Below are 14882 nucleotides of genomic sequence, written 5' to 3' on the forward strand. Positions count from 1 at the left end.
CTTAGTCCTGACAGGTGAAGCTGCAGGCGCCGATGCCGGCAATGCGCGCCTCGACATGATCGCCGGGCGTCAGCGCGACCATCGGTCCGAGCGCCCCTGCAAGCAGGATATCGCCCGCCTTCAGCGGCTCGCCGCGCTCGGCAAGCGTCCGTGCGAGCCACGCCGCGGCGTTGAGCGGATTGCCGAGCGCCGCCGCGCCGACGCCCGTCGAGGCGACCGCGCCGTTCACATGCATCTCCATCGCCGCGCCTTCGAGGTCGAGCCCCGCGAGCGGCAGCCCTCCATCGGCCAGCACGAAGAAGGCCGACGAGCCATTATCGGCCACCGTATCGGCGAAGCTGATCTTCCAGTCCGCAATGCGGCTGTCGACGATTTCGATCGCGGCATGGACGCTGGCAACCGCCGTCGCGACCTGTTCGGCGGTCGTGTCGGCATCGGGAAGGTCGCTGCCTAGGATGAAGGCGATCTCCGCCTCCGCCTTCGGCTGGATCGCCCGCGCCGGATCGAGCCGCCCGCCGTCGGCCACCCGCATATCGTCAAACAGCACGCCGAAATCGGGCTGGTCGACGCCGAGCTGCTGCTGCACCGCCTTCGCGGTCAGCCCCGCCTTGCGGCCGACGATGCAGCGGCCCTGGGCTTCCCAGAAACGCGTGTTGATCGTCTGAACCGCATAGGCGCCTTCGGCGTCGGTCGGGTCGAGCGCATCGCGGAGCGGCGCGACCGCGCCCCCCGCATACGCATCGCGCAGACGGCGCGCGACGGCTTCGTGGGTCACGGTCATCATGCTTTGCCCGGATGGACGGTGCCGCAATGGCCGCAAGTGCGCAGATCCTCTCTGGCGTAAAAGGCCTCGAACAACGGCGGCAGGTCGCGCACGATGCTCTGGAGCTGGACCTCGACGCGGTGGACGATATGGCCGCAATCGTCGCAATACCATTGGAAGGCGTCGATCACGCCGTCGGGCCGCTTGCGTTCAATGACAAGGCCGACGCTGCCCGCGACCGGGCGCTGTGGCGAATGCGGCACGCGCGGCGGCAACAGGAAGATGTCGCCCTCGCGGATCGGCATGTCCTTCGGCCCCTCGTCGGTCCACAGCCGCAGGTTCATGTCGCCCTCGATCTGGTAGAAAAACTCCTCGAGCGGATCGACATGATAGTCGGTGCGCTGGTTGGGGCCGCCGACGACGGTGACGATAAAATCCGCATCCTCCCAGATTTGCGTGTTGCCGACCGGGGGTTTCAGGACGTCGCGGTGCGCCTCGATCCATTCGCGGAAATTGAAGGGCAGTCCATAGGTCAGCATGGTTTCATCCTTTCGAGCCACGCGGGATGAAGGCGGTCGCCTTGATCTCGATCAGCAGATGCGGGTGCGGAAGCTGGTGGACCGCGACGGTCGTCCGCGCGGGGCCCGCTTCGTCGAAATATTCGGCGTAGACAGCGTTATAACCGCCGAAGTCGTTCATGTTGACGAGGAAGCTCGTCACGTCGACGACATCGGCAAGCGAGCCGCCCGCGTCAGCAAGGATCGCACCGATATTCTCGATCACCGCGCGCGTCTGCTCGGTGATGTCGAGGCTGACGGTGCCATATTCGTCGGCCGTGGCGCCCGCGAAGCTGTTGTCGGCGCGTCGCGAGCTGGTGCCCGAGACGAAAACGAAATCACCCGCGCAGCGATAGTGCGGAAAGCGGCCGCGCGGGCGTGCCTTACCCGGGATCACCCTGCCCTCGCCCTTGCTCATGCCACGCCTCCTGCAATCGTGAAGCCGACGCGGCCGAGATGCCCCGCGTCGAGCGACACGGTGCGCGCATCGCCGATCGCTGCCGCAGCGGTCGCACCGCCGAGCATCACCGTCCAGCCCGGCTGAAGCACCAGCCCCGCCGCGCCCGCGAGCCGCGCCGCGGCGACAAGCGAACGGATCGGATCGCCGAGGATCGCCGCGCTGCTCCCCGTCTCGGCGACCGCATCGTCGACGCGCATCGTCATCGACACATCCGATACATCGGTTTCGGCGGCAAGCCAGGGACCAACGACAAAGGCCGAAGAAGACGCATTGTCGGCGATCACGTCGCCGAGCGCGAAGCGGAAATTTTCGTAGCGGCTGTCGATGATCTCGAGTGCCGCGGCGACCGCATCGACCGCGGCAAGCGCTTCCTCGCGCGTCACCTCGCCCGCCAGCGGCGCCTTCAGCCGCACCGCCACCTCGGGCTCGACGCGCGGATGGATGAAGCGCGCGCGGTCGATCGCACCGCCGTTGGTGACGACCATGTCGGAGGTCAGCCGGCCCCAGATCTGGTCCTTGAGCCCCATCTGAACCATCTTGGCCTCGCTGGTGAAGCCCATCTTGACGCCGACGAGCGCCGCACCGCGCGCGAGCCGGTGATCGATCGCGGCGCGCTGGATTTCATAGGCGTCGGCAAGCGGCAAATCGCCCGCCTCGCCGGTGATTTGTGGGATCGCTTTTGCCTCGCTGGCGGCAGTGTCGAGCCTTGCGGCGATGGCGGCAATGTCGGCCATATGATCCTCTTACAGCTTCACGCAGATATTGGTCGGTTCGGAATAGAAGCCCAGCGAATGTTCGCCGCCCTCGCGCCCGATGCCCGACAGCTTCATGCCGCCAAAGGGTGTGCGCAGGTCGCGCAGGAACCATTCGTTGACCCAGACGATGCCGGTTTCCATCTGCGCCGCGACGCGGTGCGCGCGACCGACGTCGCGCGTCCATATCGCGGCGGCGAGACCATAGTCGGTGTCGTTGGCAAGCTCGACCGCTTCCTCGTCGCTGTCGAAGGGCGCGATGTGGCAGACGGGGCCGAAAATCTCCTCGCGCACGCAGCGCGCATCCTGCCCGAGCCCGGTGAGGATCGTCGGCTGAACGAACGCCCCGCCTGCGAGCGCGCCGTCGAGGTCAGGCACCCCGCCGCCGGTGACGACCGTCGCGCCCTCGTCGCGTGCGAGCGCATAATAGGAGAGCACCTTCTCGCGGTGCCCGTGCGAGATCAGCGGCCCTATGTCGGCGCCCGACCAGGGATCACCGACAGTGAGCGCCTTCGCCCGTTCTGCGAGCGCGGCAACGAAACGGTCGAAGATCGGCCGCTCGACATAAATGCGCTCGGTGCACAGGCACACCTGCCCGCAGTTCGAAAAGACCGAGCGCACGGTCCCCGCAATCGCCTCGTCGAAATCACAGTCGGCAAAGACGAGCGCGGCATTCTTGCCGCCGAGTTCGAACGACACGGGTTTCACCCCCGCCGCCGCGACGCGCATGATCGCACCGCCGGTCGCGGACTCGCCGGTGAAGGTGATCGCGTCGATGTCGGGGTTAGCGGTCAGCCATTCACCGGTGGAATCGGCGCCGAAACCATGGACGAGGTTGAAAACCCCCGGCGGTACGCCCGCCGCGTCCATGACCTCGGCGAGCAAAGTCGCGGTCGAGGGGGTTTCCTCACTCGGCTTCACCACTACGACATTGCCGCACGCAAGCGCGGGTGCGACCTTCCACGTCATCAAGAGCAGCGGCAGGTTCCATGGCGAGACAATCGCGACGACGCCCAAGGGCCGCGCGATCGCATAGTTGATCGCGCTACGCCCATCGGGAAGGTCGGTGCGAAAACTCGGCATCGCGCGCGCTTCGGCGATCGCGGCGAAGGCACGGAAATTGGCGGCACCGCGCGGAATGTCGATCGTCCGCGCCTGATGCAGCGACTTGCCGGTATCGGCGATCTCGGCGGCGGCGAATTCGTCGAAGCGCGCCTCGATCCCCTCGGCGATACGGACGAGCAGCTTGCAACGCTCGGCCTGCGACATCTTGCCCCACGGCCCCTTGAGCGCAGCACGCCCCGCGACGACGGCACGATCGACAAGGTCGCGGCTCGCCTGCGACACACGCCCCGCGACGCTCCCATCGACGGGGTTCACATTGTCGAACCAGCGCTCGCCTTCGACGAAAGCGCCGTCCACATAATTCAGGACCGGACGGTCGGCGAACGGATAGGCAGTGCCGGTCATGCCGCACCCCCGACACGGACATAGCCGGCGGCATTACTGTGCGCCGCACCCGCCTTGCCGACATGCCCCGCCATCTGGAGCAGCGACAGGATGGTGTCGTTGAACTGCACCGGCGCTTCGAGGAAGGCCGAATGGCCCGCGTCATTGATCTCGACGAGGAAGGAGCCCGGCACCTCGGCCTGCACCAACCGCACCGCCTCGATCGGGAAGATGATGTCCTCGACTCCGCTGAGAAAGAGGATCGGGAAACCCTTGCCGCCAAGATCGGCGGCGGCGCGCGCCTCGAAGCTGCCGGTCAGGCTGTGACGGTCGGCGGCGTTGAAGCTTGCGATCTGGCGATAGAGCGCGCCGAGTTCGGACGGTGCGCCGGCGCCGAGGACGCGTTCGATCTGACCGAGCGTCGCCGTCTTCGCACGCGCCGCGTCCATGATCGCTTTCACTTCCGCACTTTCGATGATCCCGTGCAGGCTGTCGCAGATCGCGAGCGCGGCAACGCGGTCGGGCGCGCGGTGCGCGAAACCGATGCAGGTGCCCGCCCCCATCGATTGGCCGACGAGCGCGACCTTCGTTTCGCCGAGATGGTCCAGCAACGCGGTCAGATCGTCGACGAAGGCATCGCGTCCGCGCCCGTCGAGGTCACGCGACAGGCCGAAGCCGCGATGGTCGAAGCTGATCACGCGGTTCGAACGCGACAGCGCATCAATTTGCCGATACCATATCGCATGGTTGCCGCCGATGCCATGCGCGAGCACGACGGCGGGCCCTTCTCCATGCGCCTGCCAATAGATTTCGGCACCTGCGGTCGCCAGCACTCCGCTTTCCATCACGATACTCCCATCAATTTGCTCAGCCGCACGACATAATCGCCGAACGCCGGATCCTCGCGCGTCGTGCTGGGATCGCGCGGGCGCGGCAGGTCGATGCGGACATCCTCGATAATCGTCCCCGGCCGCTCGGACATCACGAGCACGCGGTCGGACAGCAGCACCGCCTCCGATATGCTGTGCGTGACGAGCAGCACGGTCTTGCGGTCGCGCTGCCAGATGCGCAGCAATTCCATGTTGAGCCGGTCGCGGGTCAGCGCGTCGAGCGCCCCGAAGGGTTCGTCCATCAACAGCACCTGCGGCCCACGCGCCAGCGCCTGCCCGATCGCGACACGGTGGCGCATCCCGCCTGAAAGCTGGCTGGGATAGCTCGCCTCGAAACCCGTCAGGCCGAGCGTTTCGACGAGCGCGGCAATCGCCGCTTCGTCGGGCCGCTGCGTCTGCGGGTCAAGGTCGACCCCGAGCAGCAGATTGTCGCGCACATTGAGCCACGGCAGCAGGTTCGACGTCTGGAAGACAAAGCCCATCTCCGGCGAAGGTGCGGTCACATCGGCACCGCCAAAGCGGACATGTCCCTGTTCGAAGGGAACGAGCCCCGCGATCAGGCGCAGGAGCGTGCTTTTCCCGCAACCCGAGGGGCCGAGGATCGAAACGAACTCCGCCGCGCCGACTTCGGCACTGATATCTTGCAAGACCTGGCGGCCGTCGAACCGCTTGCCCGCGCCGGAAAGAGAGATCACCGATTTCATGCCGCGCGCCACCAGATGAAGCGCTCCCAATAGGCCACGCCGTAAAAGAGAAGGAGTGACAGCAAAGTCACCGCGATCAGCGCCGCGAAGGTCAGCGTCGTGTGTCCCGATCCCGATGCGGTCAGGATCAGGTTGCCAAGCCCGTCGTTCGACCCGACGAACTCGCCGACCACCGCGCCGATCACCGCGAGCGGCATCGCGACTTTGCAGCCGTCGAGGAAGCTCGGCAGCGCGGCGGGGACGCGGAGGCGCCAGAAGCTCTGCATCGGCGTCGCCCGCAGCGCGCGAAAATGCTCCTCGAGATGCGCGGGTGTGCTCGCGAGCCCGCCGAGCGTCGCGATGATGATCGGGAAGAAGGCGAAGAGGAACGCCATGATCAGCTTCGACGCCAGCCCATAGCCGCACCAGACGACGATCAACGGCGCAAGCCCGATCTTCGGAATGCTCTGCAGCGCGACGAAGAGCGGATAGACGGTGCGCTTCGCGGTGCGCGAGAAATAGATCAGCGCGGCAATCGGCACGCCGAGCGCCACGGCAATGATGAAGCCCCAGAAAACCTCGGTCAACGTGACGAGGCTCTGCGACAGGATCGGTCCGCGCGATTGCCACAGTTCGTCGAGGATCGCGCTCGGTGGCGGCAGCAAATAGGACTGCACCCCCGACCAGCGGACGCCATATTCCCATGCAAGTCCCAGAGCCAGAAAGAAGCCCGCGCTGATCGCGGTGTCGCGATTGAACAAGCTGCTCATGCATCACCGTCCTTTTCCAGCAGCGCCTGAATGCGCGCCGGTGGCGGCACGAGGAAGCGGTCGAGATGCCAGCGATCGAAGGTGTCGAGGTCCTTCCCGTCCCACACCGAGGGCTCATAGGGATGCTCGGCGGTGATCTGCGTCATGTCGGTGTAGAATTCGACATTATTGCCGTCGGGGTCGCGAAAGACGAGAAAGCTGTTCGCCCCCGGCCCGTGCTTGCCGATGCCGCGGTCGATGGGGATACCGCGCGCGACGAGCATCGCCGCGACCTTCTCCATCTCGCCGATCGTTTCGAGGCGGTAGGAGAAATGCTCGACCGCGGGATAATGACCCTCGGGGATCGCGCTGTGTCCCGGCGGAAGCTGGAGCAGCGCGAGGTCGTGATGGTCCTCACCCGCGCGCAGGAAGACCATATGATGGTCGATCCAGTCGGACACCGTGAGCCCGACCACCTCGGTGTAGAAGGCAAGGCTGCGGTCGATGTCGCGCACCTTGAGCACGAGGTGGCCGAGCCGCGTCGGGCGTGGACGGTAGGCAGCGGGATCGGTCATGGCTGATTCCCCATCGGAACAAAGGCGTTGGTAAAGAGCTGCGGGGCCTGGTCGAAACCCTGGAGCTGACCGCTCGCCTGCAGATAGGTGACGGTGCGCTCGACCTTTTCGGGTTTCAGGCGATGCGATCCGCCCTCGGCCACCATCAGTGCCGCGGTCTCGCGGATCTGGCGCTCGGTCACCGCTTCGTCGAGCAAGGGATAGGCCTTGCGGATGATCGCGAGCGCCGCCTTCGGGTCGCGCGCGGCGTCGGCATAGCCGCGATAGGCGGCTTTCAGAAAACCGCGCACCAGTTCGGGGTCCTTCTCGATCAGCGCGTCCTGCGTCGCGAAACCGCTGCCGTAAACGTCGAGCCCGAAATCGGCGTAGCCGATGCGCCCGATCGTCACGCCCTTTGCCTTTGCTGCCTTGTCGAACAGAGCGAGCGAATTGCCGAGCCAGCATTCGGCGGCGTCGATCCGTCCCTCGACGAGCGACGAGACGACGATCGCGGGGTCGAGCTGGATCTGCTCGACGCGCGCGGGGTCGACGCCATTGGCCTTGAGCCAGGCCGGGAGCAAAGCCTGGATCATCGAGCTTTGCCCGGCGCCGAAACGCAGCCCTGCTAGATCGGCGGGCTTTTCGACCCGGTGGCGCTCTTTGACGAAGCAAGCACCGGCGGGAAGCCGCATGTTGATGCCGCCGATCATCCGCACCTTGCCGCCCTTCGAGCGGTTGAGCGCGACCGACAGCGGGTCGATATAGGCAAATTCGAACATGCCTTGATCGAGTTCGTTCGCGGTACGCATCCCGCCGAAACCGCGCACCGGTTCGACATCGATACCGGCATCGGCAAAATAGCCCTTGTCGATCGCGACGAAGATGCCGGCCATGCTGCCCTGCGGCAGCCACGCCATGTTGAACCGCACGGTGCGGGCATTCTCGGCCTGCACAGCGCGCGGTGCATTGCCACCAAACGCGCTCCACAAGGTGAGCGCGGCGATCGCCGCCACCACCAGCAACGGGACGGCAAGCGAGCGGCGATGAAAGGCGACCATCGCTCAGCCCCTCGGCAGGTGCGGCGCAGAGACGGGGTTCACAAGGTTGCCGACTCCCTCGACCCAGGCCGACATAACGTCGCCGTCCTTCAGGAATATGCCGCGGCCCATGCCGACCCCGGCGGGAGTGCCCGACGCGATCAGGTCGCCCGCCTTGAGTTCGAGGATCGTCGAGAGATAGGCGATCTGTTCGTAGATGTTGAAGATCATCTCGGACGTGTTGCCGTCCTGCATCGCCTCGCCATTGACCTTCAGCCCCAGGCGGATGTCGTGCGGATCGCCAAGGCAGTCGCGCGGCACAAAGACCGGACCCAACGGCGTGAAGCTGTCGAAGCTCTTGCCGCGGAACCAGTCGTGCGAGAAGGGAAAGTCGGTTCGCCGCGTGCGGTCGCGCGCCGACACGTCGTTGACGACGGTATAGCCCGCGATCAGGTCCTGCGCCGTATCCACCGCGACATTCTTGCCCGGCTTGCCGAGGACCACGCCCAACTCGACTTCCCAGTCGGGACGCGACACCTGCGGCGGCACGACAACGGCGTCACCGGGGCCGACGACGCTTTCGATGGTCTTGAGGAAGATATAGGGTTCGCTGTCGGCCTTTGCCGCGAGCTTGGTCTGCATTTCCTCGGCATGTTCGATGAAGTTCGAGGCGGCGCCGAAGATGCGGCGCGGCTCGAACGGCGCCATGAGCTTTGGCGCGACGATCGCGCCCGATGCGTTCCCCAGTCCGCGCGCAAGGGAGAACAGCCCTTCGCGCCGTGCATCCCAGTCGCGGATGATCGCGCTGACGTCACCGACAACAGCCGCATGGCCGAGCGCCGCAGCGGCGTCGTATAGGTCGTGGAAGGCATCGCCCACCTGGATCGTCGGGCGCGGGCCTTCGGGGGTGGCGCGGGTGGCAAGTGCAAACCAGGTCATGCGTCGATCTTTCTTTCCGGTGGAACGGGCGAGCGCCGGCGCGGCACAGCCGAGCGCCAAGGCGCCTCCGATCTGCGTAAGCGCGGCGCGGCGATCCAATATGCGTTGCGCATAAGGCGGGCCGATTTTCTTATAGGAGCGGGTCGTGCGGGCACCGGGCATGATCTCACCCGAACGCCCGGATCAGCATCCGAACCGCGACGACGGTCAGGAACAGGCCGAACATCAGGCTGAGCTTGCGCTTCGACAGCGCATGCGCGATCCGTGCGCCCCACGGCGCGGTGAGGTAAGACACGGGCGCGATGATGGTGAAGCCGATCAGATTGACATAGCCAAGGCTGCCCGGCGGCAGGTCTTCGACATTCCAGCCGGCGACGATGAAGGCGACGGTCGCAGGCGCGCTGATCAAAAGCCCGAACAGCGCCGCAGTGCCAACCGCACGATGGATCGGAAAGTTGAAGAGCGTCATCACCGGGACGCTGAGCGTGCCGCCGCCGATCCCCATCATGCTGGAAATGCCGCCGATCGAAAAGGGGATCACTTGCCCCGCCGCGCCGCCAGGGATGGCCTCGGCAATATGCTTGCCTTCGAGCGGCAGCAGCATCTTGATCGCGACGAGCAGCGCGACGCCCCCGAACACCGCCGACAGCACGTCGCCCGATACCCGGCTCGCCAGGATCACCCCGGCGATCGCGCCCAGGAAAATCGCGACGCCCCAGCGGCGGAGCTGCGCATGATCGACCGCCCCCTTCGCTTCATGCGCACGCGACGAGGAGATGGCGGTGGGGATGATCGTCGCCAGCGAGGTGGCGACGGTCACGTGCATCCGCACGTCGGCCTCGACGCCGAGCGCCGACAGAACAAGGTCGAGCACCGGCACGATCACAATGCCGCCGCCGACGCCGAGCATGCCGGCGATCACGCCGCCCGCAGCGCCGGTCAACAGCATCATCGCCGCAAGCGTCAGCATATCTCCGTTCAGCACGTCCGGCATCGGCCTCTCCCCAAGGTTCTCCCTTCCTTGTGGAACGCGCGACATATGTCGTCAAAGATAGAAACATAGGACTTATATAATCAAAAATATATATCTGGTTCAACCTGGCTTCTATATCGATTTCTAGATACAAAACCCGGTAAACGATATTATCCTATATATGACGAACGCCGTAGCGCGGTCGGCATGACACAAGTAGGCATCGCCGGTTTCGGCACCATCGGCCGCGTCGTCGCGCGCCATATCGAAGCAAGCGGATTGCCGCTCACGCTGGCCGCCGTGTCCGCGGGCGACCGCGGGCGCGCCACAGCCGCAATGACGGCCTTGCGACGACCGGTGCCGATCGTCGACACCGCCGAACTCGTCGCCCTGTCCGACGTCGTCGTCGACAGCGCGCCAACTGCGGCGTTCCGCGACATCGCCACCGCGACGCTCGGTGCGGGCAAGGCGCTCATCACGGTCAGCGGCGCAGCATTGATGCAATGGCCCGAGGCGACCGAAATCGCGCGCGCGCATGGCGGGCGCATCGTCCTCGCCACCGGCGCGCTGCTCGGGCTCGATGCCGTGCGCGCCGCCGCGGTCGGCACGATCCATTCGGTGACGATGACGACCCGCAAGCCGGTGAAGTCGCTGGTCAAGGCCGAGCATGTCGTGCGCAACAACATCGACCTCACCGGCCTGACCGAACCGCTCAAGATCTTCGAGGGCAGCGCCCTCGAAGGCGCGATCGCCTTTCCTGCCAACGTCAATGTCGCCGCCGCGCTCGGCATGGCGGGTATCGGCCCGGCGCGGACGCAGCTCGAAATCTGGGCCGACCCGGCGCTCGAACGCAATACCCACCGCATCGTCGTCGATTCCGACAGCGCGCGCTTCGAGCTCGCGATCGAGAACATCCCAACGGTCGAGAATCCCGGCACCGGCCGGATCACCGCGCAGAGCATCATCGCGGCGCTGAACGACCTCGTCAGCCCGATCCGCATCGGCACCTGATTTTCCCGCAACCAGAAAGGCCCGACTTATGACCACCCGCCTGCGCCATGTGGCGATCGCTTCCGCCGACCCCGACAATTCGGTCGGCTTTTTCACCGACGTCCTCGGCTGGACCGTCGCCGGCAAGATCGATAGCCGCAACGCGCGCGGTTATTATGTGACCGACGGCCACATCAATATCGCGCTGCTCTGTTTCAAGAACCGTCCCGCCGCAGGGATGGAATTCCCCGAGGGCTATACCGGGCTGCACCACATCGGCTTTCAGTGCGACGACATCAACGCGGTCGTCGAGCGCTTCGAAAACTCGGGCTATGCACCGCGCCACGACGTCAACCTGGCGCAGGGGCTGGGCAAGAATCCCGCAAAGGATAACGCCGAATACAAGATGGCGGGACCCGAGAATGTGATGATCGACGTGTCCGAACGTGGCTGGGCCGGCACCGACAGCTTCAAAGGCATGCCGCCGGCGGCCTGATCTGGCATCAACGGACCAGAAAAGACCGCCGGAGCATCGCTCCGGCGGTCTTTTCTTGATTATCCCTGATACGTGATCAGAGGTTGAGGAAGGTCCGCGAATTTCCGCTGAGAATCTTCGCCTTTTGCGCCCTCGACAGGCCATCATGCTCACGCACGAGCGCGCCGATGTCCTGCTCCCCGAGCGGAAAGGGGTGGTCCGAGCCGAGCAGGATGCGATCCTCGCCCATCACGTCGATCAGCAGGCTGAGCGCGCGTGGATCGAACACCGCCGAATCGACGAAGAAACGGTCGACATAGGTCGAGGGCGGATTGGGGCAGTCGACCCTTACGATATCGCGATATTTCCACGCATTTTCGACGCGGCCGAGCAGGAAGGCGAAGCTGCCGCCGCCGTGGCCGAAACAGATGCGCAGGTTCCTGGGTAGGCGGTCGAACGCCCCCGACAGGATCAGCGAGAGGATCGAGAGTTGCGTCTCGGCCGGCATCGCGACGAGCCAGGGGAGCATATATTTGGGCATGCGTTCGCGCGCCATCATGTCCCACGGGTGGACGAGTACCGCCGCGCCGACTTCGGCGCAGTGGGTGAGAAAGGTCAAGATCCCTTCGTCGTCGAGATTGCGCAGCCCCATATGGTTGCCGATCTGGACGCCGAGATGACCAGCCTCCATCGCGCGGCTGACCTCGCGGCACGACAGGTCGATATCCTGCAACGGCACCTGTGCAAGCGCCTTCATCCGCTCGGGCGCATGGCCGCAAAATTCGAGCGCCGCATCGTTGAAGCGCTGCGCGCATTCGAGCGCCTGCTCCGCCGGACGGCTGTAACCGAACATGATCGGCGTTGCGCAGATGATCTGCAGATCGATCCCCTGCTCGTCGAGCGCCTCGACGCGCCGCGCGGGATCCCAGAGAATATCGTCGACCGGGCGAAACTCCTTCGCGCCCTGCATGATGAAGCCCCGGCCACATCCGGCATCGCGCAACCAGGGAAGCCCCTCGGCCTCTGCGCGCGTACGATAGGCGTCGTCCATCGCGGGGAAGAAATGGCTGTGCATGTCGATCACGGCCACCTGTTTCGTGCCATTGTCAGTCATGATTGTCGCCGAACCCCTGTCTCGTCACTCGCCCGCCGGTCGCCGATGCGCGCGGGCCATGAGGTTGAGTAACGAGGGTCAGCTATCAACAATAATCCCGAGACTTGCCATCGCTATTACAAAATGGCTATAACCGTTCGAAACGGGGCGGGAGATGCATCATGCCAAAATTTCACGAGAATTTCCTGCTCAGCCGGTTGAAGCTGCGCCAGCTTCGCCTGCTCACCGCGATCGCCGACGAAGGCACGGTGCTCAAGGGATCGCAGGCGCTGAACATCGCCCAGCCGGCGGCAACAAAGAGCATCAAGGAACTCGAGGATGCGCTGGGCGTCCAACTGTTCGACCGCTCGTCACGCGGGGTGACGCCGACCGATTTCGGCCGGGTGATGATCAAACATGCCAAGCTGATCCTGACCCAGCTCCGTCATGCCGGCGAAGAATTGCAATCGCTGGAGGAAGGGCTGTCCGGACGCGTCCATGTCGGCACCCTGCTCGCCGCGTCGACATCGCTGTTGCCGCGCGCGCTCGCGCGGCTGCGCGAACGCCGCCCGGGGATCGCAGTGACCGTGGACGAAGGCACGATCGACCGGTTGATGCCGGGGCTGCGCACGGGCGATATCGACGTGGTGCTCGGCCGCCTGCCCGAATATCGCGAGCGGGAGGGGCTGAGGCAGGAGGTACTCTACCTCGACACGGTGTCGATCATGGTGCGCGACGGGCATCCGCTGACCGATCGGTCGTCGCTGACGCTCGCCGACCTCGTCGAGCAAGCGTGGGTGATGCCGCCGACGCAGACGTCGCTCCGCCGGCAGATCGATCAGGCCTTTCGCCACGAGGATCTGGAACCGCCGCTCGACGTGATCGAATCGGTGTCGATCCTGACCAACCATGCGCTGCTGATGAGCACCGACATGCTCGCCGCGATGCCGCATCAGGTCGGGCTCAGCCAGGCGGGCCTCGTCGCGCTCCCGGTGACGCTCGAGGGCGCAGGGTCGCGGATCGGCGCGACGACGCATGCGAATGTCGAGCTGTCGGCCGCCGCCGCCTATTTCATGAGCGTCGTCCACGAGGTCGCCGCGGAGATCCGCAGCGAATTGGAGCAGGATTAAGCTCTCGCCGAACCCGGCGACACGCGGCGCCAGACGAAATAGGCGATCACGATCGCAACCAGCCAGGGGCCGCCGGCGAACACCGCGACCTGCCAGTCGGCGTGGATCGCCATCGTCACCGTGATCGCCGCGAGCAGCACGAGTCCCAGGATTTGGGCATAGGGGAAGAACGGCATGCGCACCGGCAGGTCGACCGCGCGATGCTTGCGGCGGAAACGCAGGTGGCTGACGAGGATCGCGCTCCACACGAGCAGCCCGCCGAACAGCACGATACCGAAGAGATAATTATAGGCGTAGGGGGTCAGGATCGACAGCGAGGCGGCGGCGAGGATGCCGATGCCGGTAACGAGGGTCGCGCGCATCGGCACATGTTGCGCATTGAGTTCACCGAACCGGCGCGGCGCATAGCCGCCGCGCGCGAGCGAGAAGAGCATGCGCGAGCCCAAGTAGATGCTGGTGTTCATCGCCGACAGCGCCGCCGAGGCGACAACGAAGTTCATAATCCCCGCCGCATAGGGAATGCCCGCACTCGCAAACATCTTCACGAACGGGCTTTCGGTGACGACTTTCGCACCCGACTCGGTCCAGGGAAGGAAGGCAATGATGATGAAGAGCGCGAGGATGTAGAACAGGAACAGGCGCCCCGCCATCGTGCGCAGCGCTGCGGGGATCGCGGTTTTCGGATCCTTCGCCTCGCTGGCCGTGCCGACCACGAATTCGAGCCCCATGAACGAGAAGAGCGCCATCAGCACCGCGAGCCATACGCCCGAAAAACCGTTGGGCAGGAAGCCGCCTGGCAATCCGGTGACGTTGTGGAGGCCGACCGGATCGCCGACGATACCGAAAATACGGCTTAAACCGACAATGATGAACCCAACGATCGCCGACACTTTGATCACGGTCAGCCAATATTCGACCGATCCGAAATTATGCACCGCGCGCGTGTTGACCCAGACGACGGTCACCGCGCTGCCGAGCGCCCACATCCACACAGGCATGCCGGGGAACCACCAGCTCATATAGATGCCGACCGCGACCGCCTCGCTGCCGATCAGCAGCATCTGCTGGATCCAGTAAGTGTAGCGGACGACGAATCCCATCAGCGGGCCGAGATAGATTTCGGCATAGGTGCCGAACGAACCCGCAGTCGGGTGGACAACCGCCATTTCGGACAGGCTGAACACCATGATCACCGCGATCAGCGCGGCGATCAGATAGCTGACGAGCACGCCGGGCCCGGCATAGCCGATCGCGATGCCCGACCCCATGAACAGGCCGGTGCCGATCGCGCCGCCGAGGCCGATCATGATGATCTGCGCCTTGGTCAGCCCGCGTTCGAGCCCCGCCTCACGGTCGAGATAGGCCTGTTCGTCCATTGGTCCCCCTTG

17 protein-coding genes are annotated in these 14882 nt (G+C 65.2%); 3 read left to right on the top strand and 14 right to left on the bottom strand.

What is annotated here, in order from left to right:
- Position 1: 1 nt before the first annotated feature.
- From ACREB7_RS06180 to ACREB7_RS06235, 12 genes are all read right to left on the bottom strand, one after another.
- Positions 2 to 781, bottom strand: coding sequence for a 2-keto-4-pentenoate hydratase (locus ACREB7_RS06180; RefSeq protein WP_431591413.1), 780 nt, complete (start codon positions 779 to 781; stop codon positions 2 to 4).
- Positions 781 to 1302, bottom strand: a complete 522-nt coding sequence (locus ACREB7_RS06185) for a 3-hydroxyanthranilate 3,4-dioxygenase (RefSeq protein ID WP_431591414.1) — start codon at positions 1300 to 1302, stop codon at positions 781 to 783. Before ACREB7_RS06185 ends, ACREB7_RS06180 begins: the two co-directional genes overlap by 1 nt.
- Positions 1303 to 1306: 4 nt before the next feature.
- Positions 1307 to 1738, bottom strand: coding sequence for a RidA family protein (locus tag ACREB7_RS06190; protein WP_431591415.1), 432 nt, complete (start codon positions 1736 to 1738; stop codon positions 1307 to 1309).
- Entirely contained in the window at positions 1735 to 2514 is a 780-nt protein-coding gene (locus ACREB7_RS06195; protein WP_431591416.1) for a 2-keto-4-pentenoate hydratase, read from the bottom strand. Before ACREB7_RS06195 ends, ACREB7_RS06190 begins: the two co-directional genes overlap by 4 nt.
- Positions 2515 to 2523: 9 nt before the next feature.
- Positions 2524 to 4002, bottom strand: coding sequence for a 2-hydroxymuconic semialdehyde dehydrogenase (locus ACREB7_RS06200; protein ID WP_431591417.1), 1479 nt, complete (start codon positions 4000 to 4002; stop codon positions 2524 to 2526).
- Complete coding sequence (locus ACREB7_RS06205) at positions 3999 to 4826, bottom strand: alpha/beta fold hydrolase (protein ID WP_431591418.1); 828 nt, start codon at positions 4824 to 4826, stop codon at positions 3999 to 4001. The genes ACREB7_RS06200 and ACREB7_RS06205 overlap by 4 nt, the downstream gene beginning before the upstream one ends.
- Positions 4826 to 5575, bottom strand: a complete 750-nt coding sequence (locus ACREB7_RS06210) for an ABC transporter ATP-binding protein (protein ID WP_431591419.1) — start codon at positions 5573 to 5575, stop codon at positions 4826 to 4828. Before ACREB7_RS06210 ends, ACREB7_RS06205 begins: the two co-directional genes overlap by 1 nt.
- Complete coding sequence (locus tag ACREB7_RS06215) at positions 5572 to 6324, bottom strand: ABC transporter permease (RefSeq protein ID WP_431591420.1); 753 nt, start codon at positions 6322 to 6324, stop codon at positions 5572 to 5574. Before ACREB7_RS06215 ends, ACREB7_RS06210 begins: the two co-directional genes overlap by 4 nt.
- Positions 6321 to 6878 carry a VOC family protein gene (locus ACREB7_RS06220; protein ID WP_431591421.1) on the bottom strand — a complete coding sequence of 186 codons (558 nt, stop codon included), beginning with the start codon at positions 6876 to 6878 and terminating at the stop codon, positions 6321 to 6323. The genes ACREB7_RS06215 and ACREB7_RS06220 overlap by 4 nt, the downstream gene beginning before the upstream one ends.
- Entirely contained in the window at positions 6875 to 7915 is a 1041-nt protein-coding gene (locus tag ACREB7_RS06225; RefSeq protein WP_431591422.1) for an ABC transporter substrate-binding protein, read from the bottom strand. Before ACREB7_RS06225 ends, ACREB7_RS06220 begins: the two co-directional genes overlap by 4 nt.
- Positions 7916 to 7918: 3 nt before the next feature.
- The gene (locus tag ACREB7_RS06230) at positions 7919 to 8833 is read right to left on the bottom strand and encodes a fumarylacetoacetate hydrolase family protein (RefSeq protein ID WP_431591423.1); all 915 of its coding nucleotides are present in this window, start codon (positions 8831 to 8833) and stop codon (positions 7919 to 7921) included.
- A gap of 166 nt (positions 8834 to 8999) precedes the next feature.
- On the bottom strand, positions 9000 to 9827 hold the full coding sequence (locus tag ACREB7_RS06235; RefSeq protein WP_431591424.1) for a sulfite exporter TauE/SafE family protein: 828 nt from the start codon (positions 9825 to 9827) through the stop codon (positions 9000 to 9002).
- 186 nt (positions 9828 to 10013) lie between these two features.
- On the opposite strand from ACREB7_RS06235, the gene ACREB7_RS06240 reads away from it, so the two are divergent.
- Positions 10014 to 10817, top strand: a complete 804-nt coding sequence (locus ACREB7_RS06240; RefSeq protein WP_431591425.1) for an aspartate dehydrogenase — start codon at positions 10014 to 10016, stop codon at positions 10815 to 10817.
- A 28-nt stretch (positions 10818 to 10845) separates the two neighbouring features.
- Positions 10846 to 11292, top strand: a complete 447-nt coding sequence (locus ACREB7_RS06245) for a VOC family protein (RefSeq protein WP_431591426.1) — start codon at positions 10846 to 10848, stop codon at positions 11290 to 11292.
- A 76-nt stretch (positions 11293 to 11368) separates the two neighbouring features.
- Here the strand turns inward: ACREB7_RS06245 and ACREB7_RS06250 are convergent, their stop codons facing one another.
- Positions 11369 to 12385: an amidohydrolase family protein gene (locus tag ACREB7_RS06250; RefSeq protein ID WP_431591427.1), complete on the bottom strand. Its 1017-nt coding sequence runs from the start codon at positions 12383 to 12385 to the stop codon at positions 11369 to 11371.
- 161 nt (positions 12386 to 12546) lie between these two features.
- Between ACREB7_RS06250 and ACREB7_RS06255 the strand changes: the two genes are divergently transcribed.
- A complete protein-coding gene (locus tag ACREB7_RS06255; RefSeq protein ID WP_431591428.1) occupies positions 12547 to 13494 on the top strand; it encodes a LysR family transcriptional regulator in 948 nt (315 codons plus the stop codon).
- Here ACREB7_RS06255 and ACREB7_RS06260 read toward each other — a convergent pair.
- Complete coding sequence (locus tag ACREB7_RS06260) at positions 13491 to 14870, bottom strand: amino acid permease (protein WP_431591429.1); 1380 nt, start codon at positions 14868 to 14870, stop codon at positions 13491 to 13493. The two genes, ACREB7_RS06255 and ACREB7_RS06260, sit on opposite strands and share 4 nt — an antisense overlap.
- Between the last annotated feature and the right edge of the window lie 12 nt (positions 14871 to 14882).

Origin of the sequence: Sphingopyxis sp., from assembly GCF_050725615.1 — a bacterium.
GTDB lineage: Bacteria > Pseudomonadota > Alphaproteobacteria > Sphingomonadales > Sphingomonadaceae > Sphingopyxis.